Origin of the sequence: Ktedonobacter racemifer DSM 44963 (genome assembly GCF_000178855.1) — a bacterium.
Classification (GTDB): Bacteria; Chloroflexota; Ktedonobacteria; order Ktedonobacterales; family Ktedonobacteraceae; genus Ktedonobacter; species Ktedonobacter racemifer.
Genome location: NZ_ADVG01000004.1, coordinates 1 through 22,584 on the forward strand (window position 1 = coordinate 1; position 22,584 = coordinate 22,584).

Annotated in this window: 19 protein-coding genes and 2 pseudogenes; 8 read left to right on the forward strand and 13 right to left on the reverse strand. The window is 54.8% G+C overall.

The features are described 5' to 3' along the window. Positions 1–348: 348 nt before the first annotated feature. Complete coding sequence (locus tag KRAC_RS41425; protein WP_007917718.1) at positions 349–2,262, reverse strand: protelomerase family protein; 1,914 nt, start codon at positions 2,260–2,262, stop codon at positions 349–351. A 368-nt stretch (positions 2,263–2,630) separates the two neighbouring features. On the opposite strand from KRAC_RS41425, the gene KRAC_RS74900 reads away from it, so the two are divergent. The 5 genes and pseudogenes from KRAC_RS74900 to KRAC_RS78695 all read left to right on the forward strand — a co-directional run bounded on the left by KRAC_RS74900 (position 2,631) and on the right by KRAC_RS78695 (position 5,376). Continuing rightward, entirely contained in the window at positions 2,631–2,906 is a 276-nt protein-coding gene (locus tag KRAC_RS74900) for a helix-turn-helix domain-containing protein (protein WP_211221421.1), read from the forward strand. A 39-nt stretch (positions 2,907–2,945) separates the two neighbouring features. Next, a pseudogene (locus tag KRAC_RS41430) lies at positions 2,946–3,767 on the forward strand (RNA-guided endonuclease InsQ/TnpB family protein); the annotation flags it as partial. Positions 3,768–4,212: 445 nt separating this feature from the next. Then, positions 4,213–4,605, forward strand: a complete 393-nt coding sequence (locus KRAC_RS78685; RefSeq protein WP_052569073.1) for a helix-turn-helix domain-containing protein — start codon at positions 4,213–4,215, stop codon at positions 4,603–4,605. A 2-nt stretch (positions 4,606–4,607) separates the two neighbouring features. Next, a pseudogene (locus KRAC_RS78690) lies at positions 4,608–4,808 on the forward strand (RNA-guided endonuclease InsQ/TnpB family protein); the annotation flags it as partial. A 31-nt stretch (positions 4,809–4,839) separates the two neighbouring features. After that, on the forward strand, positions 4,840–5,376 hold the full coding sequence (locus KRAC_RS78695) for an RNA-guided endonuclease InsQ/TnpB family protein (RefSeq protein WP_338010156.1): 537 nt from the start codon (positions 4,840–4,842) through the stop codon (positions 5,374–5,376). A gap of 534 nt (positions 5,377–5,910) precedes the next feature. On the opposite strand, the gene KRAC_RS63550 is transcribed toward KRAC_RS78695, so the two are convergent. From KRAC_RS63550 to KRAC_RS41490, 9 genes are all read right to left on the reverse strand, one after another. After that, positions 5,911–6,534: a hypothetical protein gene (locus tag KRAC_RS63550; protein WP_007917732.1), complete on the reverse strand. Its 624-nt coding sequence runs from the start codon at positions 6,532–6,534 to the stop codon at positions 5,911–5,913. Between the two features lie 752 nt (positions 6,535–7,286). After that, entirely contained in the window at positions 7,287–8,465 is a 1,179-nt protein-coding gene (locus KRAC_RS41460; RefSeq protein ID WP_007917733.1) for a DDE-type integrase/transposase/recombinase, read from the reverse strand. Between the two features lie 393 nt (positions 8,466–8,858). Further along, complete coding sequence (locus tag KRAC_RS72470) at positions 8,859–9,194, reverse strand: hypothetical protein (RefSeq protein WP_157507775.1); 336 nt, start codon at positions 9,192–9,194, stop codon at positions 8,859–8,861. 499 nt (positions 9,195–9,693) lie between these two features. Continuing rightward, a complete protein-coding gene (gene istA / locus KRAC_RS41465) occupies positions 9,694–10,551 on the reverse strand; it encodes an IS21 family transposase (protein WP_274532206.1) in 858 nt (285 codons plus the stop codon). A 12-nt stretch (positions 10,552–10,563) separates the two neighbouring features. Then, positions 10,564–10,806 (reverse strand): hypothetical protein, encoded by a 243-nt coding sequence (locus KRAC_RS63555; protein WP_052569085.1) that lies wholly within the window; start codon positions 10,804–10,806, stop codon positions 10,564–10,566. Positions 10,807–11,615: 809 nt separating this feature from the next. After that, complete coding sequence (locus tag KRAC_RS41475; protein WP_007917737.1) at positions 11,616–12,110, reverse strand: hypothetical protein; 495 nt, start codon at positions 12,108–12,110, stop codon at positions 11,616–11,618. 206 nt (positions 12,111–12,316) lie between these two features. Continuing rightward, a complete protein-coding gene (locus KRAC_RS41480) occupies positions 12,317–13,033 on the reverse strand; it encodes an IS6 family transposase (RefSeq protein WP_007917738.1) in 717 nt (238 codons plus the stop codon). Positions 13,034–13,477: 444 nt separating this feature from the next. After that, a complete protein-coding gene (locus KRAC_RS41485) occupies positions 13,478–14,728 on the reverse strand; it encodes an outer membrane protein assembly factor BamB family protein (protein WP_007917739.1) in 1,251 nt (416 codons plus the stop codon). Between the two features lie 552 nt (positions 14,729–15,280). Then, positions 15,281–15,781 carry a hypothetical protein gene (locus KRAC_RS41490; RefSeq protein WP_007917740.1) on the reverse strand — a complete coding sequence of 167 codons (501 nt, stop codon included), beginning with the start codon at positions 15,779–15,781 and terminating at the stop codon, positions 15,281–15,283. A gap of 86 nt (positions 15,782–15,867) precedes the next feature. On the opposite strand from KRAC_RS41490, the gene KRAC_RS41495 reads away from it, so the two are divergent. Together KRAC_RS41495 and KRAC_RS41500 are read left to right on the forward strand one after the other, a co-directional pair. Next, entirely contained in the window at positions 15,868–16,122 is a 255-nt protein-coding gene (locus KRAC_RS41495; RefSeq protein ID WP_007917741.1) for a hypothetical protein, read from the forward strand. Positions 16,123–17,197: 1,075 nt separating this feature from the next. After that, positions 17,198–17,800, forward strand: coding sequence for a GNAT family N-acetyltransferase (locus KRAC_RS41500; protein ID WP_007917742.1), 603 nt, complete (start codon positions 17,198–17,200; stop codon positions 17,798–17,800). A gap of 6 nt (positions 17,801–17,806) precedes the next feature. On the opposite strand, the gene KRAC_RS41505 is transcribed toward KRAC_RS41500, so the two are convergent. The 3 genes from KRAC_RS41505 to KRAC_RS63560 form a co-directional block, all read right to left on the reverse strand. After that, positions 17,807–18,124, reverse strand: coding sequence for a hypothetical protein (locus KRAC_RS41505; RefSeq protein ID WP_040446943.1), 318 nt, complete (start codon positions 18,122–18,124; stop codon positions 17,807–17,809). 163 nt (positions 18,125–18,287) lie between these two features. Beyond that, the gene (locus KRAC_RS41510) at positions 18,288–18,965 is read right to left on the reverse strand and encodes a response regulator transcription factor (RefSeq protein WP_007917743.1); all 678 of its coding nucleotides are present in this window, start codon (positions 18,963–18,965) and stop codon (positions 18,288–18,290) included. Continuing rightward, positions 18,958–20,310, reverse strand: coding sequence for a sensor histidine kinase (locus tag KRAC_RS63560; protein ID WP_007917744.1), 1,353 nt, complete (start codon positions 20,308–20,310; stop codon positions 18,958–18,960). Before KRAC_RS63560 ends, KRAC_RS41510 begins: the two co-directional genes overlap by 8 nt. A gap of 325 nt (positions 20,311–20,635) precedes the next feature. Here KRAC_RS63560 and KRAC_RS41520 point away from each other — a divergent pair, with 325 nt between their 5' ends. Next, entirely contained in the window at positions 20,636–22,534 is a 1,899-nt protein-coding gene (locus KRAC_RS41520; protein WP_007917745.1) for a glycosyltransferase family 39 protein, read from the forward strand. Positions 22,535–22,584: the final 50 nt, after the last annotated feature.

Sequence of the window (22,584 nt, forward strand, 5' to 3'; positions counted from 1 at the left end):
TGGCCGATATTAGTTATTATGGCACTACACTGACTATTTACACAGAGATTTCTGTCAGTGTAGTAGCACAATGACGATTATCCACCTCGAATCAGCATAATTACCCCCTATCATGGTGTTATTATGATATTTTAATTACTAGTTATGGCATTAAACTACCTCAATAACTATATAACCCATATCAGTAACCTGTTATTAGTTATTATAGTACTTAGATAACACAAATACAGTCTGTAAATCACTGCTTATTCGTTGATACAACCCTAGTTACAGATGACCGGACAACTCAATGCAAAAAAACAAGAGAGCGAACAATCATCGACGCTCTCTTGTTTCTCCAGGAAGGAATCACTCAGCCGCCAAGCCCTCGGTCTTTAGAGAAGGAACAGGCATAGCAATATCGCTAAGGCTCTTAATATCAGCAGGGTTCTCAGGAATCACCAGGGCAGGGTCTTTGGAGATGGGAGTCGCCTTATGCACAGGCGTGCGGTTGTGGGCAGGGACAATCCCATAGTGCTCATGATGGCGCGCCAAGAGGTCAGCATTGGCCTGTAAGAAGGGAGAGACATAGGCCAGGCTCGCGCCAGTATACTCGCGCAAGAGGCTGGCATTGATATACCAGAAGCCATTAGGATCCTCGCAGCGGCGATTATAATCAATGAGGGTCCCGATCGCGCGGCGAATGCGCTCGCGCGCCTCCTCAGGGCGATGCGTACGCAAAATCTTCGAAGTGGGAACCTTGGAAAGATCCTGAGCAACCCGCTCCTTGCGATTCCTGGCCAGGCCAATCTGGACATTGCTCTCTCGGTCAAGAGCGTGCGTCAAAAACTCAAAGAACGAGGGCTGCCCGGACTCCTGCATCGCCTGCTCAATGCGTGTGAGCAGTTCAGCGGAGAGGACCAGGTGCTGCGGTGTCAGCCGCTGCGGATCAGGAGTGCTACCATTTGCGCCCCCATTCTCACACAGCTTATGCGCTTCGTAGATCTCGAGTAAGCGCCTAAGGGTGGCATCGCTCCCCTTCCAGGTCAGCTCCAGCTCATCAGCGACCTGGTCGAACCACTTCTTGGTATCCGCCTTGGGGGACAAGAGCGACCGCCCAGTCGAACGCCCGGTCTTAGACACGCGCGGCTCAGCAGCCCTCTTGGCGCTCCGCTTTGGCTTGGACGCGCCACTCTGTGCAACCTGCATCTCATACTCCTTGCGAAACGCTTCGATAAGTCCATCGGGTAAGCGAATGCCTCGCCGCCCGTCAATCTGTCCCTGGCGATCTCCGATGGCAAAACGATGATAATAATGCTCAGAGGCAAAATTGAGCCGCTCTTTCTTGGTGGTGAGCTGTTGATAATAGGTATGCCCCAGAATCGTCGCCGAAAACGTATCAGGGTCGACGCGAACGGGACAGTAAGCCCAAATCGCGATGGTACGAAACACACTGCGGAACAAATGAGCATAGAGGTCCCGCGCCTGCTCATCCTCATCCTCAACCGAAGGGATCAGATCCTGAAAGTAATAGTTGGCGGCCTTACGCACCGTCGGATAGAGGCGCTGGTTCATCTCCTGCAACGCCTGCTTCTGATTGGTTCCATCCTGCAAAGGAAAGCCCATTGCCTCAATATCGGGGTGAGAACGCAGGCGTTGCCAGGCAGAGAGCACCAGGGCAGCCTCACACAGAGTTGGAATCTCAAACGGCTGCTCCGGCGCCCCCTGGCGCTTTAACCGGCCCGTAAAGAGCACCGTATACGGGCTCTTGGGCGCAAAGGTGCCAGAAAGCAGCACTTCACCAATGCGGCGGCCAGTGGCACCCGCTAACCCAACCGCGAGTGGCGCCCAGTCCGGCGCGTGCAACAGCGTGCGAAGCTGAGTAACAATGTCTTCGGGATGGGTCAGCACTACTTGGGCGGTGGTGCGCTGATCCACGGTTTCGCGCGACCGGTCGTTGAGCACAGCCCACCACTGGGAAGGCTGGTTGAAGACCGCGAGAATACGCTCCACCTCCCTGGATTCAAAGTGCCGGTGCCACTGGCTCTCCTTTGCCCCCTCTAGCTGGGGCAAGGTGGCAATCCAGTTGCGAGTTTCGGTCAGATAACGACCAATCGTACGATCCGTGAAGGGACGGCTCGTCAGCTCCGACGACCGCTCTTGCCAGTCTTGGATCGTCTGCTCAAACACCTGCAGGTAGTCTCCATTGCTCCCATCACATTGGCTCAGTGCAGGCCACAACCGCTCCAGCCAATACGTCTGCAACCACTGAGGAATGCGCATCGCCTCATGCTCCTTTTCAATCCACATACACAACAGAACAACCCAGTCCTGAAGCTTCCGATACCTATAAGTTATCACACTACTCCAATAACTGTCAAGTGAGAATTATACCGATTTACACGTAAGAGAAACATAGTTCCCAAGGAACATCATCATTCACTCCTTTTACTTCCTTTTCTGCTCTTACAACCCAAGAAGAGCGCTTGCCAGAATGCCCCTCACTGCTCTCGCTCCACAGGAAGGGCAATAATTAGTTTTACATTCTTTAGACAGATTGTGACAAAGAGGGACATATATCCCCCTTGCTAAAGCAGTGGTTTTCTGGTATATTTGTTCTACTTTCGACACAGAGGGGGGAAGAGCAACAGATGGTACGTGGGTATCGGGGTGAACTTGACCTCAATAATGTACAAAAGACGCTATGCCGCAAACATGCCGGGGCCTCTCGCTGGGCCTACAATTATGGTCTTCGCCGCAAACAGGAGGTCTACAAGGCAGGGCAGAAAACGCCCACCGCCATCGATCTGCATCGCGAAATCAATGCCCTCAAGCCCTCTGAGCCCTGGATGTATGAGGTCAGCAAGTGCGCCTTCCAAGAGGGATTGCGTGATCTGGATGCTGCCTTCAAGCACTTCTTTCGCTAGTGCCGGCTCAAAAAAGAGGGCAAATGGAAGGGCAAGTGTGGCTATCCCCGCTTCAAAAGCCGGAAGAAAGCCATCGGTGGCGCACGCTTCACTGGGACCATTCGGGTGTCTCCTGATGCCATCCAGTTGCCTCGTTTGGGGGTGCTCCGACTCAAAGAGCACGGCTATTTCCCTCTGAATGGCAAGATTACCAGTGCGACCATCAGTGAGCAAGCCGGCAGGTGGTATGTCTCGATCTGTGTGCATGAGGAAGCCGAGGAAGCGAAAGAACCCCAGGCAGCCACAGGCGACGTCATTGGCGTTGACCTGGGGATCAAGCGACTGGCTACCCTATCTGATGGACGCACCTTTGAGAACCCTAAGGCGCTGCGCAAGAAGATCACGGCGTTAAAACGCACGTCGCGACGCCATTGCCGCAAGGCCAAAGGATCACGCAATCGCCAGAAAGCCAAGCAGCGTCTCTCGCGGATGCATGCCCGGATTGCCAACGTGCGCAACGATGCCTTGCACAAAGCGACCGCTCAGATCGTGGCGAGAACCAAGCCCGATGCAGAGAGGCCGCGTGTGATCGTTTTAGAGGATTTAAACATTGCAGGCATGCTCAAGAACCGCAAGTTGGCCCGAGCCATTGCCGATGTGGGCATGTACGAGTTCAAGCGGCAGATCCTCTACAAAGCCGAGCAGGCAGGAGTACAGGTGCTGCTGGCCTCCCGCTGGGAACCTTCCTCAAAAACCTGTTCGTGTTGTGGTTGGGTCAATGAGACACTCACGCTTTCGGATCGTATCTTTGTCTGCAGGGATTGTGGAAGTGTACAGGATCGAGACGACAACGCCGCTAGAAATTTAGCGGCATTGGCCTGATGAAAACGGAGTACCGCAAGTTCTGCGGGAATTGACGCCTGTGGAGCAGGTGTAAGACAAGCGAAAGGCTTGCTGTCTGCATTGAAGCAGAAACCGAACACTGTGTCTGGCATGTCCAGATATGGGTAAGTTTCGGAGAACGGCATTGGTATCGACGGGCCATTGGCACTGCCGCTCTCCAAAGACATGCAGCGATGCAATATGGGGATACGCCCATGAGCGCCAGTGCCAAAACATCCAAAGGGGATGGATCACTCAGCTCCACACTGCTCCTTGTGTGGAGCTGGGTGATCGAAAAAGAGAATGCAACAGTTTTCAAGAAGAGAGGAGAACACCATCAAATGGTGGCAAAAGACATACATTTCTCTTCCCTTGACACTGGAGAAGTAATGTTCTACTATAGACATGCATCATGCGCTTTGATCTATTTTGAGGGAAACTGTCGATGATTCGTGCGCACAAGATTCGGCTGAATCCTACACCTGAGCAAGCCAATTACTTCGCGAAGGCAGCGGGAACCAGCCGGTTCGTCTGGAACTGGGCATTGGCTGAATGGAATCGGCAATATGCAACCGGAGAGAAACCGACCGCTTTGATGCTCAAGATGCAATTCAACGAGATCAGGCGGGAGCAATTCCCCTGGACGTGGGAAGTCACGAAGAATGCTTCAGATCAGCCTATTCTGGACCTGGGCAAAGCCTTTCGGCGTTTTTCGAGGGCAAGGCTCGCCGTCCCACATTCAAGAGCAAAAAGCAGAGTAAACCGAGCTTTTATCTCGCGAATGATCAGATGGAACGAGGGGACCACCGAGTGTGGATCCCTAAACTCGGATGGGTGAATATGGCGGAGAATCTGAGATTCCAGGGAAAAATCACCGGGGCACGGGTGACGCGCACAGCGGATTGGTGGTTCATCGCGATCACCGTAGAAGTTCCAGAGAAGCAATCAACAAAGCGACCCGCAGCCATTGGCATCGATGTGGGCTTGAACCGATTGGCCACCTTGAGCACCGGAGAGGAATACGAAAACCAAGCATTTCTCAAAACGGCACTGGGGAAGCTCCGTCAAGCGAATAAGCGGCTGCATCGCAGGAAACAGGGATCCCGCGAATCGGGAGAAAGCCCGTCGGCAGGTCGCACGCTTGCACTACCGTATCACTTGCATGCGAGAGGATGTGCTCCACAAGCTGACCACCAGGCTCGCTGACTGTTATGGGATCATTGGGATTGAAGACCTCAATCTCAAGGGACTGCTCAAAAATCGCAAGCTCGCTCGCTCGTTCTCTGATGCCTCGCTCGGCAAGCTCTTAAACCTGCTCACCAGCAAAGTTGAGCAGCGCGGGGGACAGATCTTGAAGGTGGGGCGCTTCTTTCCCTCCAGTAAGACCTGCCATTGTTGCCATTGGAAATGGGATGACATGGCGTTGTCTGATCGCGTTTTTCTCTGCCAAAACCAGACGTGCTCCTATTATCAATTCGAGCAGGATAGAGATTATAACGCATCTCTGAACATTCTACGCGAAGCCCTTCACTTGATCGGGCTGGTTGATCAAGTCGTCAGCGGTACTGGCTCGGACGCGGACGTTAACTTGGTTATGGACGCGGGGTAAGACCAAAAATGCCCAGGCATTGAGGCACCTACGGATGAAGTAGCAACAACGAACGATGCAGTAAGGCTGTGCTTGCATACGTTTTACTACATTTATCGGAGCAGGCGGAGACGTTGTGAGTCCAAAGAAGCGTATCAGCCGACTCCGCCATCACCAAGCCAGGAACACGCTGGAGGGCAATGACACAGGTTGTGGGAAGCAATGACAGCATTTGTGGGATTTTTCACACGAGGTGAGCTGAGTCAAAGACAAGAAGTATGATATCCTACACATCCCATAGGCGCGTGTCGCGTGAGCACTCCCGCCATGACACCCCTCGCGAGCAGAGAAGCAGATGAGCCGATACCGCCACCAGAACGCAAAGAAAACGACAGCTCCTTTCTCAGCTGCTGCTCCTCATTGCTTCTCATAAACAGGTTGCTCTTACAAAACGTGGCAACCGGTTGCCACGTTTCCATGACTCTGCCAAAGACAAAGGGGCGACCGTCATAGCCACCTTCACTCACGTGGCTATGACGGTCGCCCCTTTGTCTTCTACCGCATTGGCGTATAGCTCGTTCCTGTGTTGTGAAACATCACCTCAAGCCCATTCACCGTCACCACGAGATCCGGATGGTGGACATCGCCTGAGAAGGTGAGCGTGATCGCTGCCAGATCCGCGCCAGTCCCAACAAGGTGAGGCCCTTGCAGAAGACGAGCCTGTGCGCCATCGCCGCTGGGCACCTCAAAGATCAACACCTGCCCCTTGAGATTGAGAGCGGTAAAATGGGTTGGCACATGGGGATCCAACTCATGGCCCACGATGTGATCGACCTGCGTCGTTCGCGGATAGCCATAGCGAACGTTGTCAATGAGCGTGCTACTCCAATTCATCGCCGTCGATCCAACAAGCGCCAGAAGCAACGCACAGAACATGCCTAGCCCAAGGGGCAGGAGCCAACTCCCTCCTCGCGACGTTTTCGGCTCTGGCGCGGCCTCCCGCACGAATTCTGGCACCTCTTCGGTTGTCGTGGGACGCCGCGCTCGCGCTTTGGCGAACTGAGAGGCGCGCGCCGTCTGAACCGCTGGCGCTTTCCCGGGCCAGGGCCTCGGACGGCGACGTACAACAAGACTGCGTGGAGCCAGACGAGGCTCCTCTCCCCCGATGATTACTGGCATACTGGTTCCCTCCTTTGACACGCAAAGCACAACAAGGACCAAGAAGAAATAGAGAGCCCTGAGCAATCGCGAGGAGGCGGTCACCGCAGTCGGTCACCCAAAGCATACCTGAGCCAGAGGCAAACGCACAACCCATTTTTCCACGAAGTTTTCCAGGAGGGTGTGCACCAATTGTGCATAGCTTCGCGAACGTTGGAGAGAACAGCAGTCAGGACATCAACCAGGAAAGGATGGATATCGACTCATCCTGTCTCACTCCCAACCGCATACAGAGACAGCTCTCTCATACATTTCCCTCTTGCGCATCTAGGGCATTGCAAATTGCGGTCGTTCATGCTACAGTTCAAGATGAAATGAGGCATTCGTACATGGTGTGAATGCCTGCCCCAGGCGTCAAAGGAAGCAGGCGCCATTTTCCAAGGGGACATATACTACCCCGCAAATATACACGCTGCTGACGAGAGATGCAGAAGCGTTCTCTCGTCAGCTCCGTACTAGACACGGCTGATCATGCCAGCACTGATCATGTCGAGCATCCCTTTTGCCCTTTCCCCCCATCCGCGCCTTGCCCCCAAAAGCACCAGAGCACACAGCAAGCGTTCTGCCCCCTTCCCTCCATGCTGCGTGAGATTCGACGGCTATACGAATAACCGTGTCAAGTCAAATAAAAATGTTACCGAAGGGAGATGGTTCCCTCAAATAAGAATGTTACTGGAGCCGACAATCTCCTTCCTTGAGAAAAGCAGAACAATTTAAGCGATGCTGGCGGTTGCACAGGGAGTGTCCCACAGCGCATCCAGCAAGCGGTAAATCTCCTTTCGCAAAGCCATAGGGTTGGTCTGCTCGTAGAGAGCTTGCAAACGCGTGCGTTGGTCGAGGCTCTGTCCTCCAGCGGCGATCAGGCGCTGATAGGGCGTTTGGGCTTGGTCCCAATGACGCACGACCTTGTCGGCCTGGCACACTTTTTCCTTCAAATGCAGGACGGGCTGAAAGAAATTGTAGTAGATCCACATGTGTTCATAGAGGGCGTTCATCGCTTGCACCTGCTCAGGAGTATCCAAGCGAATGGCCCCGAAATACTGGCGCACCAGAGTCGCATTTTTCTGCTCAACAAACCGGTTGTCATTTTTCTGGTAGGGCCGGCTCCGACTCAACATCAGACCAGTGATCGCCTCGCCCCAGAAGCGCACGAGATGATGATTAAAGAACTCCGACCCATTATCGGGATGCAGTTCCTTGACCGCAAAGGGGAGGCGTTGTAGGATGTGGCGGAAACCACCTTCCATGGCCTGTTGTCCTTTACCCAGGATCGCTACCCGTTCACTCCAGCCTGTGGCTACATCCACCATTTGCAACGTAAAGGCAAAGATCCCCTCGCCGCTTTCCCCACTGTGCTGGACCAGATCGACTTCAAAATGGCCGGTCTCGCTGGTTTCCCATGGAATGCGCTTCATCGGGACTGGCTTGCGCACTTGATTGGCTCGTTCTGGGCCTTTTTGCGGCAAGCGCTGTTTACGGCTACGGTACTTGTACAAGATCCGCGTCACCGTGGCCTCACTGATCTGGGCGAGCCGCTCACGGACCTCGCTGGTGAGCCGCTCACTGCGAAAGCGAGCCAGATGCTCTGCTGTGGAAAGCAGCACAGGCGTCAATCGTTCGGCACACACATAATCCAAACTTTCCCACACCACCAGGATCACTTGCTCAACGGCTAACCCATCGGTGCGCCCTCTTCCTTTTTCCCGCTTCTTGCGCTCCAGCGTGGGAGCATGCAACAATCTGAGCAGGCTTTTGCGATGCAAACCCGTTACCTGCTCCATTTCGGTGAGCATACGACTTTGTTCCGTTCGCTCAGCTTTGATGTACAAGGGCTTCATTCGCTTGAGATATTTTCGACGTTCGCTCACAGTCATCTCGTCTTCTGTCGGCATGCTCTTCCTCCCCTCGGTAACATTCTTATTTGAGGGAAGTGTACCTTCTTCAGTAACATTTTACTTGAGGGAATGCGATAACTTGACTTTTCTCTGCTCTTCAGGTACACTTGATAGGTAAGCTTTTTGAGAGACCCGTTGGGCTCTCTCTTTTTTTCCTCTTTTCCCTCTCCTTGCGCAAGAACACCCCCTCCCATGCTCTTTTTGCGCGACGCACGGCTTTTCACCTTCCTCGCGTGAACAGGCGCGCAGCAGTACCAGCAACAGCCGGTACACCCGATTCCAGGGTCATCACCTCCGCGCACACGCTCCCCTCCTCCAGCAGCACAACCCTCTCGCGAGCCGCTGTTCGCAGAGAACCGCCCTCATCCTCGTCTCACCGGGCCTACGGCCTTACTCGTGAGGGATCTGACGCGTCACTTGTGGGGGATCACCTGCCCTCAATTCAGAGGACACCATTGTCTCAAACGGTTGCTGTAGTGCGCAATCCCAAAGAGCATTTCCTCCCGTAAGCACACCGTGACAAATTCCTCCACACTGCCGCGAAGATGCGCGCAAGCCACGCCGGTTAAACTCATACAACACTGGCGAGAGTCCTTGATTGCGCAGGCACATGGAGAGATGCAGCGTGCCTGCACCTCCCCCTGGTGCAGCATCACCTTCGTTTTCACCTCGATTCGTCATCCCGACGGCGGCAAGACCCGCATCCCATCTGCTGCCGAATCTCATCGAGAACTGCAATCTCCTCCTCATCGAACTCCACCTCAATAACCGCCTAACCATCAAGGCCAAGCAAGGTGGGGTGGGCGTGTGAAACCAGCTCAATCACATGCGGGGGAACAACGTGGTCGGGTGTTCGACCTCACATACTGCGCAAAACTATGCCTCATCTCATTTTTAAATCTACATATGAATGCATGCTATGCCGAAAATGGCGAGAGGAATATTTCTGCTAGGAATATTCTTTCCCAGTTGCGGCTTTTCCTTTTTGTTCACTGCTCTGTGTCATGGATGATATTCCAAAGGCAATCCCATCAACCCCGAAAAATATACAGCTCTCCCCCGCTCTTTCTTGAGTACCACCCATGCAGAGAAGTAATGCCATCAATCATTATCCCCTGGGGCATCCTATCACAGTGGAAACATAACCACGACAGAGAGACTTTCACCACATTCAACAAGAGAATAAACACATGGGAATGTTTTCATTCATGTAATGTATCCTGCTTCAAGATGTAGTACCACGAGAAGAAAAACCACAGGTACAACGAGCGAGTAACGCTTCTAGACTGGCCACTTGGCGTTGCAAAGCAATGAGCGTCTTCTTGAGTTGCATGATTTCTTGTTGAGGTAGTCGTTCGCTGAGTTTGGCAAGCTGCGCTTCTTTCTGAGCCGCAACAACTTCAGCTCTCGCTGGCAGTGGCCCCAACCACCTCCGCTCCTGCTCCCACAACGCTCCAATGCTCTTCTCCTTCCCCCTCACCGTCCGCTCATTCTCTCGATCACACCGCTTCAACAACAAGCGGTTCAACTCCTCATACCTTTTCACTCGTGGGATCGGCACACACATATCCCGTCGACTATACCCTACCCCGTTCTCCACTCCCCCCTTCTCGTGCCCTTCTCCAGGAGTACAAAAATGGGCGGCAAATACATAATACCGACGAAACGACACAAATGTCTTACTCTCCTCTCTCTTCAACTCCCTCCTCCCTTCTTCTCTCTCATACGTCACTCTCACTGCCATCGCCACGTTATCATAGCTGATCCGCTTGGGCACCCCTCCAAAATAGGTAAACGCCTGGACATGCCCCCACAAAAAACATTCCCTCCTCGCCGTCGGAAAGGCCATCACAAACAATCGTCTCGAATAGCACATCCGCATCACAAACACCTGCACCCTCATCTCTCTCCCTCCCATCACCACCACCGCCTCCCCCCAATCACATTGCGCGGCCTGACCTGGCTCAAACGCCAACGGCAGATACACCTCTCCCACCTGCTGCCTCTTCTTCCACTTCCACATCTCCTGCCGCACTCTCGATTCACATCCCCTATACCCCTCTCCCACAATCATCTTGTAGATCTTCGCCGCCGTCTACCTCTGCTTCGCCGGCAGACCTGCATTCTCTTCCAACAACTCCTCCACTCGCTCCCGATACGGCTCATACACCCCCACTCTCTCACCTTTTTGCTCTCGCTTCATTCCAACTCTCCCCTCTACAATCTGCTTCACCGCCTCCCGGCTTCGACCACTCTCTCGCGCAATCTGACGTTGACTCTTCCGCTCCACATAATATGCTCGCCGTATCTCTTCCCGTTCTTCATCTCCTATATACATCACCATCCTCCTCTATATCCATATATACACTTGTATCATCCTAACTTATCTCTTGCTCTACTGGCAAGGTTCTCTTTAACATTTCGCTATTTCCATCTATTTCTATTTACCTATCCTTTTGCCACCCCTGGCCTCCTCCTTTTAACACTCCGTTTCCCTTCCACGCTCCCCATTCTGCCTTCCCTCTTCCCCTCTTCTTTCCCACAAAAAAAACTCTCTCCTCTCGGATCAAGCGCTTCTCTCTGACTTCCTCTGCAACAACACGCGCCCCTCATCCATCTCCCCCTCACCCGGTGAACCTCCTCCTCCCTGGCCCACTCCTCTTTAACATTCCCTTCCAATTGCTTCCCTTTCGCCTCTCTCTGGACTCCTCTTCTTTCACATTTTCTGCCAATTGGCCTACTTCCTTTTTATCAACAACAAACCAGGGCGCTACCGCCTGGTTCCTCATCCAGAGGAGAGAGCGGAAGCCCTCGCTCTCCTCCAGGTCGCCATCTCCACCTCTCTCGTTCATCCCCAGACCATTCTCCACACCCTCTCACCTGCCAATGCCTGACGATCTCCCTCACCGGTATCGGAAGAAACGCAACCATTCCCCAAAAATGCACCAAAACAGGGGTGTAACACCCCCTTTTCGTGCTCAAAAAACGCAATTTTGTGCAATCGTAATTTGGCACGACGTTGGAGGAAAAACACGGGAGCAGCACACGTGGAGGGCAGGCGCTGCGTAGAACAAACATGGGAAAAACATGGGAAAAAGAAAACCACCATCCATCGTCCTGGCGCCTCCCAGGCCAACACACGCTCCTTCATGCTGGCAGCGGCAGGGACAAGCCTCGAGAACGATCCTCATTGATGCCAGTGCAGAGAGCATTGCTGGGCGCGCCGGTAGCAACGGCGAACGTGTGGGATCGTTTGGAGCACAAGACCGGCGCGCCCGTGTCTGGCCCTGGGCCAGGCTCGGCCGCAGCCAACGCTTGTTCAATAGCATTCACCAGATACAAATCCCAATGACGAGGGCCACCCCCTCTCTGGCGCCTCTCAGGCTTTGGCTCATGATGCGCCGTATACTGCCAGATATAATACCGAATCTCATCGAGAATGACATGACCCACACGAATGTCTTTTGAAAGCGGATAGGGCAAAAACAGGCCATGACGCACATGAAAGGTGAGCAGACGATGTTCACGGCAGACTTGCTCCAGGTCTTCAGCCGAGAGAGAATGGGCCAATTCGTCCAGCCCGACAAGCCCATAGCGCAAGAATACGAGCAGGCTCAACACGATCAGTATATACTGCAACATCCCTGGATGATAATTGGTTGCTTCAACTGCACAAAGAAATTGGGCATACTCTTCTGGGCAACGCCGGCGCCAAAGACGCGTCCGCTCCTCGTTATTCAGATTACAAAGCGAGGTATTGTCAACTTAACGAAGAAATAGAAGAGCTTTTTGAAGAAAAGGGAGAAGGAGGAGGAAAGAAGCGGAATATTGGAGAGGATGGTGTGGGGTTAGGCGACAGTTTTCCCATTGGTCACCTCGTTCCACGCCAGGAAGCGATCCCGTATGAGGGCACAGTAATCTCTGGCAGTGAGGCGATGCCGTTTCAGACGAAAGTGATCCAGGATCGGCCCAAATGCTGAGAGAAACCGTTGGGCCTGTCCTGGGGATTTGAAGCGTCGCATGGTTCGCTCGCGTTGCCGAGTTGGTTGGTGCGAACGCTCTGCGCAATTGTTGAGTCCTTTGTGCTGACGATGTTCTACACTTTGCAGGATCTCCTTCTTCGCTGCAGCGTAGCTGGCCAGTTTGTCAGTGATGATCACCCGTGGCACGTATTGCAAGCCCTTGAGCAGTTTCCGGAAAAATTTCTTGGCTGCTTGTTTGTTCCGTCGGCTTTGCACCAGGATATCCAGGACATTTCCATACTGATCAACAGCTCTCCACAGATAATGAATCTTGCCATTGATCTTGAGATACACTTCATCCAGGTGCCACTTGTCACCCGTTTTTGGGCGACGACGTTTCAGTTCATTGGCATACGTCTGGCCAAATTTCAAACACCACTGCCTGATGGTTTCGTAGGTCAACGCCACCCCACGCTCTGCCATAATCTCTTCAACATCACGGAAACTCAAGGAGAAGCGGAAGTACAACCAGATGCAATGGACAATAATCTCAGCCGGGAAGCGAAAGCCTTTGTAGAGGGATGCAGGTGCTTGTGTTTTCATGAATGTGAGTCTATCAGAAATTGGAGCCACTCAGCAAGTTGACAATACCTTTTCTTGAGCACAATGTGGGCGAACACTCCACTTGCACCCCACATGTGCTCTCATAAACTCATTAATTTTCATCAAGTTGACAATACCTGGGCGAGACATTGGAAAAAGTCCTGGCCCGGCATCATGCTGATCTCAAATGCGCGTTCGCTCGCAGCGCGAAGAGCATCACATAATCGCAACATTGGACCAGCAAGCCCTCGCTCACGTTTTGGCCCGTTCTCAGGCTGAGCAACTCCGGCAAGCCAGACAAGAGCAACGCCTGGCGGCCTTTACGCGTGTGCAAGAATTGTCTGCGCAGTGCTGGAGTGGTGGTTCTCCCTGTTGTCCCTCAGCAGTTCCTTGTTCATAGAATCAACTCCTCCTTGTTCTTCGAGAGGGGCGACGCCCCGCCTCTCAGCGGAACGCGCAGAGGGTGTGTCCCATAGCGAGATAGAGGGTCGCGCCGGCAATCGTACTGACCTCTCCCGTGATCGGTTGCTCTGTCTGCCAGTTCCAGCGCTGCTCTCCGGTGAGTGCATCCAGAGCGGTGATCTGCCCGGCTTTATCAAGCACAAAGAGCAGCCCGTCCGCAACCAGGGCATGCCGCTCATCATCGTTCGAAGTCCATGTCCAGCGTCGCTGGTGGGTGTGCGTATCGATGGCCTCAACGCCCTCGCGTGTCACGAGAAAGATCAGGTGAGAAGAGGCGGCCAGTTGGATGAGATCGTCATAGGGGTCTTCACCCTCTGGAATAGTGTAGCGCCACTGCACTGCCCCTGTGAAAGGATCGAGGGCAAGCAATTCGGTGGATAGGGGTGTGCCGTCGAGGGAGTGCTGACGGCACACCGCATAGAGCGTTTCATCCATCACCGTACACATATCCTCATAGATTTGTTCGCAGACTTCCTTGCCGTCTCCTTCGCCCATATACCAGAGATGGGTATTTTTTTGCATTTTCTTCCCGGCCAAGTCCAGAGGATATGAGAGGCCAGAGAGGGGAAGATTGATTGCAAGAAAGCTTATTGAATAAAAGCCTCCCAGCATGCTGTTATCGATCAGCTCGTAGCCATAGATCACATCGCAGTCGCCATGAGGAGGACGATAAATGACTGGAGGGCCGTAGTAGGAGAAGAGGAAAGTGGCAATGCTTCCTGTTGCAGGATCAAGGCGAGAGACCGAACCATCGCCGCTAGGATACCAGACGAGTTGATCATAAAACAGGAGCGAAGAGATCTCACAAGAGATCCTCATCCTTAGCGCTTCCTTATCCCACGAGCGGATTGCTTGTCCGTTACTCAAGTCCACTTCGTACAGCGTGTGGTATCTGCTGGCGACATAGCCAACCCTCCCGGCCAGGCAGAATGCCGTCACGCCTGTAGATGTATAGCGCAAATCGTCGGTTCCCTCGTCCAGGGCCCAATCGGTGGCGAAGCACCAGAGCAGGTCCCCGCTGCGGGCATCCAGGGCGGAAAAGAAGCCAGCCGAGTCGCCAACATAGACCACGTTCTCCGCGACCAGGACGGGACAGGAAATCGTGGCTCCTTCCCGGAGTGGGAAGGACCAGTGCAGATGGGGCGTGGCGTGCACACCAGTGGTGCGATACTCGAACGTGCGAGCCAGGTTGCCCCCGTAGATGGCTGTGGAGGGAATCGAGCGTTCGTTCATGAAAGACGCCTTGCTTCAGATGGAGGGATCAAAGCTAGACAAGGTGTTTCCATGAGCATTGTAGCAGAAGGCGGGACATCTAACCACCAGCCTGGGACGTTTCGGCGTTTTGCCTGGCTCTGGCCTGCTCCTCTCATTTCGTCCGGTATCTCACACAAGACCGAGCCTCTCGGTGGGAGTGATGAAGGGGTCCATCTGCCGAGGAAACCAACGGTTTCGGTCACAGGTCCTCACTCCTCTGTCCTTTCTACTCAACAATTTAGCATATCGTGGAGTCTATGTCTAGATGCGTCCATCATTTCTGGCGTGAAACCCTGACGAGATCTGCCACACATAGGCCAGCACACAGACCTGGAGAAGAAAAACAGGCTTTAAGTAGCTGCTGGAGCCTGTCACACTCCGAAAAATGCTTTCACCTGTCACAGCATATGGTACAATTGAAGCAAGATCATCGAGAAGACAAGGAGACACCCATCATCGTAGGCTTCCCGAGAGCGTGCCACCACCCGCACAGATCGAGGCTATGATCTCTTTCTTGCACCATCTCGAAGATCACTCCATCAAGATTGGCACAACAGTCAATCTCAGGACCAGGCTTGCCCAATTGCGTGAAGAGTACGGGGAGCAGCTGACGCTGCTCGGCGTCATGGACGGCACGCGCGACACCGAGCGCCACCTGAGTCCATCTTCCTCCTCATCCTCTTCTTCCATACTATACCCCGGATCTTTCAGCCCCACCAAATCAAGAGCTGCATCGAATTCTCCCACCTCCACCCACTCACGAAAGACATGCACCTGCAGCCCCTTGCCCTGCACCTGACCACGCACCTCAATCCGCACGCCCCTCCCATATTGCTCGTGGAACAACAGCGCTGCCAGCACCATCACCTGCACCCGGCTGGGCAACGGAAGCACCACAGACTCGCTCACTCGCATAGGCTCTTCTCCAAAGCGCGATCGCGCTCTCACCACGTTCTTCTCTTCACAGAGACACGCACGCCAGATTTTGGCCTCTGGATCAGGATGCAGAGGCACCATCATCTGCACGCTCATCCTGCCTCCTCCAAGCAAGAATGCTGTATACTCTTAAGAGAAAGACCAGTAGGCCCCTCGTACTCTGTCCTACTAAGGAGATACCTATGGACACTCCCTTCGAGCTGCTGCTCCCCGATGGTCGCCGCATCCGTCTGACACCGGAGCAAGCCCTGGAATTTGTTGCCTGGCTTGCGCCACACATGTCTGACCTCCCAGAGGCCCTCGCCACCTGGCTCGCACAACAACATCCTCCCTCCCGCGACCTCCCACCACTTGAGCCTTATTGCGTCGTCGAACGCTCACCCCTCGACGGCCGTTATTACATCGCCGATGCAGGCCTCGATATCCCGGAATTGTGAATCCAGCACACACCCATTGTCCCCTCTGGAGGAAACGGATCCGCCTGACACACGGCCGCCCAGCAGACGCATATAACACTGTGTACACCACAACAGCTCAAAGAAATACGAAGGGGATACCAAAGGCAAGCAGGGAAAGCAGCATCCAGATCATTCCCAATCCTGTCAAGAGCACAGAACCAGCAGCACACGTTGCAAGCGACGGAGCCGAAACAAACGTACCATCTTCCGATACTCGTTTTCTTGCTCGTCCATGACTTGAACCTCTTTCGTTCTGCAGGGAGGATCAGGGGCAACAGAGAAGCCCTAGCATTCTTACGTACCAGTGCCAGGGAGCGTTGCGTCAACCAGGGACAAGGAAGTATCTCTTCTGACCTCACCCTGTGACCGTGACACCGTCACACCGTTACGCAATAGTTTTACCCCATACATAAACCAATCGACATCCATCCTCCTCGGGCAGGTCATCCCTCTCTGCTCAATCGCCCTGACTCCACCTGGAGACATGGGCGATTGAGGCGCCTGGCTCTCCACTCCTCATAGGGTCGCAATGCTCGCAACGTCCATGTGTCCCAGTTCAATCCCCTCTTGCCGTTCTCATCCTGGCCCGCATACCACGCCTCGGCACTCCCGGCTTTACCCAGTAAAACGAAGGATTGGTATATGATACCCAGATCCGAAAAGCCTCCTCACCACCATGGTGGCAAGGTCACGCGCAAAACCACCAGTACACCCCCAAGCACATGGCTATAAGATATGCATAACAAGCACGCTACTACGCATACCCCCCCTGCGCTGCGGCGGAACAGAAATATCATCACCTTGCCTGCTACGCCTCAAACCGTGGGTAGACAGCGACGCTCCCGATAACGACCGCCCAATAGCGCATCCCCTGCACCTCAAGACATCGACTCTTATGAGGCTTGACGAATATGTGCAGTATCGTCTGGAATTTTTCCCTTGCTCAGCTAACAAAAGTGAAGCGGTTTTTGAGGTGAAAAGCAATCAGACAGAGGTGGATAAGCGGAAAGGATGTGATAAAATTGAGGGAGAATAATCTGAGAAAGGGCTTTGTATGTCTGAAAACGATGAGGTCAAAAAGGAAACGCCATTCGTCAATCTCATTGGAGAGTCTGTCTCTTTAGGACCTTTGTGCCGACATCTGCCTTATCAACGTTGGTTAAGTGATTTTACGACCACACGAACCGTGGGCAAGTCACGCCCGATGACACAGGAACAGGCGGTTGCATGGTATGAACGGCACGCCACCAATGAACGAGAAGCGTGGTTTGTGATCTATGAGCGAGCGACTTGGAACCCTATTGGCGTCACTGGATTAATGGACATCGATGCAGAGAACCGTCGTGCTGAATTTGGGATCATCATTGGCGAGCCTGACGCTCGTGGAAAGGGGTATGGGACGGAGGTCGCTCGTTTGATGCTTGATTATGCTTTTACCGCGCGTGGTTTCCATAATGTCTGGCTGACGGTGAATGCCTATAATCTTGCAGGATTACGAGCCTACGAGAAAGCAGGGTTTCGAGCGTGTGGTCGCCGTCGCGAGTGTCGCTTCATGGGGGGAAAGTTGTGGGACCAGATCTTCATGGATTGCTTGGCAACAGATTTTACGAGCCCAGTATTACATCATATCTTTGCCCCGGACCAACCGAGAAACTAAACCGAGCTAGCTTTGAGCCTCATCACGCGCAATCGGCAGAGGCAGTTGGATGATGAAGGACTGCGTGCGGCGTCGCTTTCGGCGCGGCTTTGATTCACACCGGATGATCACATGCCACTCAACTTCACCAGGCGGCCAGAGAGATGGCTGTGGGGATTGGTAGGGATGCTGATAGAGGCGAGGATTGCCTACTCTGAGGAAATGTCGATCATCCGGTTGCCATTCAACAGAGTACTTCGAGAGAGGGTACTCCCCATATTCAAGCGTTAATGTATCTTGAAAGATATTGACGAGCGTCTCATGTCCAGCTAGAGAACCGGTCAAGAAATGAAGTGCCTGGGCTTTGAGCCTATAAAGAAGCAGTCATTGCTTCTCCTTGAGGAGAAAAGTGGTTCAAGCAAAAGGCTGCTCCGATTTTCTCTGCACCATCGAAGCAGCCGCACAAGCAGGAGCCTTCCTCCACTCACCTAACGTCGTCCATCATCGGTCAGGTTTCTTCTCTTCGCCGAGGAAGCAGACCGCGCTCAATCGCTACCGCGACTGCTGCGGCTCGCGAGTCTACGTTCAGTTTGGTGTAGATGCTGTTCAGATAGGACTCGACCGTGCGGCGGGTAATCCCCAGGCGCGCACCGATCTCCTTGCTTCGTTCTCCCGCTGCGATCCCGGCCAGCACCTCCTGCTCACGCTCGGTCAGTTGAACATTGCTGTTGCCGGGTGGGGGTGATGCTGGGGCTGCCCGACGCGCCGCGTAGTCCAGGACGCGTTGCATCAGCTCTGGCTGGAGCAGCATCTCGCCACGAGCGGCGCGCTCGATTGCTTGCAGGACCGTCTCAAGGCCGCTGTCTTTGAGCAAGTAGCCACGCACGCCTGCTTGCAGGCTGCGCAGCATCAGTTCGTCTTCATCATAGGTGGTCAGCACGATGATGGCGATGTGCGGGAATGTCGCCCGAATCTGCTCAATCGCCTCCAACCCATCCATTGCGGGCATACGCAGATCCATCAACACGACATCGGGTACCAGTTCGCTTACCAGGTGGATCGCAGCGACGCCGTCAGCGGCCTCCCCGACCAGCTCGATCCTTTCCTCCATGTCGAGCCTCAAGCGCAGGCCCGTGCGGACCACCGGGTGATCGTCGGCGATGACGACACGAATCTTCTCAGACATACGTGTGCCCCTCTCCGCTTAAAGAAGGTGAGACCTCCTGCTTGAGAGGGTGGGCTGGATCGTGAGATGTGGCGAGAGGGACACGGAACCGGAGGGTCGTTCCTGCTCCCTTTGCACTGCTGAGCAACAAGCTTCCCCCGACCAGCTGCGCGCGCTCTTGCAAGCCCAGCAAGCCATAATGCCCTGAGTGGAGCTCCGAGCTTTCAGGATCAAAGCCCTGGCCATCGTCCTGCACCGTGACCTCCAGCCACTTTTCCACGACCCTCGCTTCGACGTTCACGTGCCGGGCCCTGGCATGACGTGCGACGTTGCTTAACGCTTCTCCAATGACGCGCAGGACTTGCTCGCAGTGCTGCGGCGGAGTATGCACCAGGTCATCCAGTTCGGCATAGCACACGATCCCGGTCAGCTGGAAAAAATGCGCGATCTCTTCCTGAACGGACGCGACGAACTGCTCAATGCGAGGGGTCTTCGCGCGCATATCACGAATGGCGTGACGCGCATCCACCAGGGCAGTGTGCGCGCTGGAGATCGTCTGGCTGAGAACCTGGTACGCCCGGAGGTAGTTCTGCCGATCCATCTGAGCAGAGGTGACTTCCAATTGCATGACCATCCCGGTCATGTCCTGCAGCAGCGTATCATGCAGTTCCCGCGCCATGCGCTGGCGTTCGGCGAGCCGGGTCAGCCCTTCAATTTGCCTGGCCGAGGCAGCCAGCTCGCGATGAGCTGCCTGTAACTCTCGATGCGCCCGTTCGAGTTGCGCCTGTGCGTGCGCTTGCTGGAGATACACGAGGACATAGCCGAGCACAAAAAAGACCATCGTTGTGACATCGGATTGGCTCCAGATATTGAACCAAAAAGCCGTCAGGCTTGTCCCCAAGGAAATGATAGAGAAGATTTTCATGCCCAGCGGGGCCACCCAGAGAAGGAGGGAGCCAGCGGCAATCAGGAGCACCGGGCCAACACGTTTGAACATCGTCAGGGCACACAGCACCAGTGCCAGGTAGAAATTCAGCGTGAGATTGAGTGGCCCTCCCACCACCTGCAAGGTGAACACCAGCAGACCCTGCCCCAGGAAATACCACCAGAAGAACCGGGGCTGTATCCGGTCAGAAAGTCCCATCCAGAGCAAGAAGCTATACAGCGCTACTAGCAGGAGAAAGAGGAGCATGAGCGAAAGGGGCAGAGGAGGCCTCACTGCAACCTGCTTTCCCGGTGTGAGAGAAGCTGTGCCCATGAAATTACCAAGAAACAGGTTCCCGACAAGCCATGCGGCAACCGCCATACCTACCCAGAGCAAGAGAAACCAGCGCAGCGACGACCTGAGAGGGAATTGCTTTTTCATCCGACGGGCCTCCTTCCTTGAGAAGCGACGATAGGCGGCGCTTTTCAGCTTTCCCACCAGTATACCATCGCTTCCATCCCCTGCCCACGCCTAAATTACGGCAGTAATGTACTCCGGTAATTTGTATCCCTTTTGCGGACATTTCTACAAGGGAAGTTCCACGATGACAGGCGGCAGAACAGGCTGCTAGAGTAGTCAGTGGAACACTCTCGCTTTATTGGAAGACGAGCAGATATCTGTCCCGTATTGTTGTCCGGTGTGATGATCTTCCTTGCTTCTCGGCGAGGAATGCCCGGCAACACCGGTGAAAGGAAAAAAACGAGCTATGGCTGAGACATCCACGATACACTCTCAGGCTGGGCCTGAGCATCCGACCGCACCACAGGAAGCGCAGCGCTTTCCCGTGCTCTGGGAACGACTCGCGCTGGGAAGTATCCTCCTGCTGGCAACTCTTCTGGACTTCTACAAGCTGGGCCAGGACGGCTTCGGTTCGTATTATCCGCCCGCTGTGCTGAGTATGATGGACAACTGGCATAATTTCTTTTTTGCCGCCTACGATCCCGGAGGCTTCACGTCGCTGGATAAGCCCCCGGTGGGGTTCTGGTTCCAGGTCCTCAGCGCCAAAATCTTCGGCTTGAATACGGTCAGCGTCCTGCTGCCCCAGGCGCTGGCCGGCGTGCTGTCCGTGCTCCTGCTCTATTATCTGGTGCGGCGTCACTTCGGCGTCGTGGCCGGCCTGCTTTCCGCGCTTGCGCTGGCCATCAGCCCGGTCAGCGTGGTGACTAATCGCAACGAGACCATCGATAGCACGCTGATCCTGTTCCTGCTCCTCGGGGCGTGGGCCGTGATGCGGGCAGCGGAGACCGGACGTTTGCGCTGGCTGCTCTTCTCAGCCCTCTTCGTCGGCATCGGCTTCAATATCAAGATGCTGGAGGCATACCTGGTGGTGCCCGCCTTTGGCTTGCTCTACCTGCTGGCTGCTCCCACCAGCCTCAAGAAGCGCGTGCTCCACCTGGCCCTGGCCCTGCTCGTGCTGCTGGTGGTCTCCTTCTCCTGGGTGCTGGCGGTGGACCTCACCCCGGCGTCGCAGCGGCCCTACGTGGGCAATATGGTTTCCCAGGATGATTCTGAGCTCAGCCTGGCGCTTGGCTACAATGGCCTCCAGCGCCTGGGACTGGGGACAGCTAATCAGAGGGATTGCCCGGATTGCCATGCGGATCCCCTGCGCCTCTTCCTGGAGGAACCCCTGGCAGGGCAGACCGGCTGGCTGTTGCCGTTGGAGCTTCTGGGTCTGGTCGCCCTCGCCTGGCAGGGGCGTCCCCGCCCACGAGAAGATCGCAGGATGCAGTCGCTGCTTCTCTGGGGCATGTGGTTGCTGCCCATGGGCATCATCTTCAGCGCCGTAGACCCCAGGCACGAATACTATGTGACCGTGATGGCCCCGGCCATTGCCGCTCTCTGCGGGATTGGCCTGGTCGTGATGTGGCGGGACTATCGTGGTGGGGGCTGGCGCGGCTGGCTGTTGCCGCTCGCCCTGCTGCTGACCGCGGCTGCGCAGATCGTGATTCTCACCAATTATCCCGCGTGGGGGAAGTTTCTGATCCCCTTGCTTCTCATCCCGTGCCTCCTGGCAGCGGGCGTGCTCATCGGCGCCCGCCTCGCTTTCCGCTGGATGGGCAAAGCGAAAGCTGTTCGCTTGCTCTGGCCAGCCGTGGCCGTCGGGCTGGTCGCTCTGCTGCTTGCCCCAACGATCTGGGCAGCCATCCCCATCCTCCAGGGGACGGAATCGGATCTCCCCCTGGCCGGTCCTGGCGGTCCCACCATCCAGAGCACGAGCGTTGATCCAGTGCTGATTCGGTATCTGGAGGAGCATCAGGGTCACGCGCGAGCGCTGGTCGCCATCGATACACTCATCACCAACCCCAATGCCCTCATTCTCGCCACGAACAAACCGGTGATACCACTGAACTACTTTTCGACCTATCCCCTCACGATCACTGAACTGCAGTCCCTGGTTGCCAATGGGACGGTACGCTTCTTCCTGCTGTGGCAAGGACCAGCCCTCAAAGGAGGCCGTTCTGGTAGCAGTGACCCGCTCAGCAACTCTGTCAGATCCTGGGTGGCGCAGCACTGCGCGACCGTGCCGCCGAGCCTGTGGCAGTCTTCCTCGTCCAGTTACGAAGGCAGTGCCGCGGTCCTGTACAATTGTGATCTCTTGCACTGATGATCCACGAGCGCCCGTGTCCTGCGTGCCGACATCCGCACCAGGACACG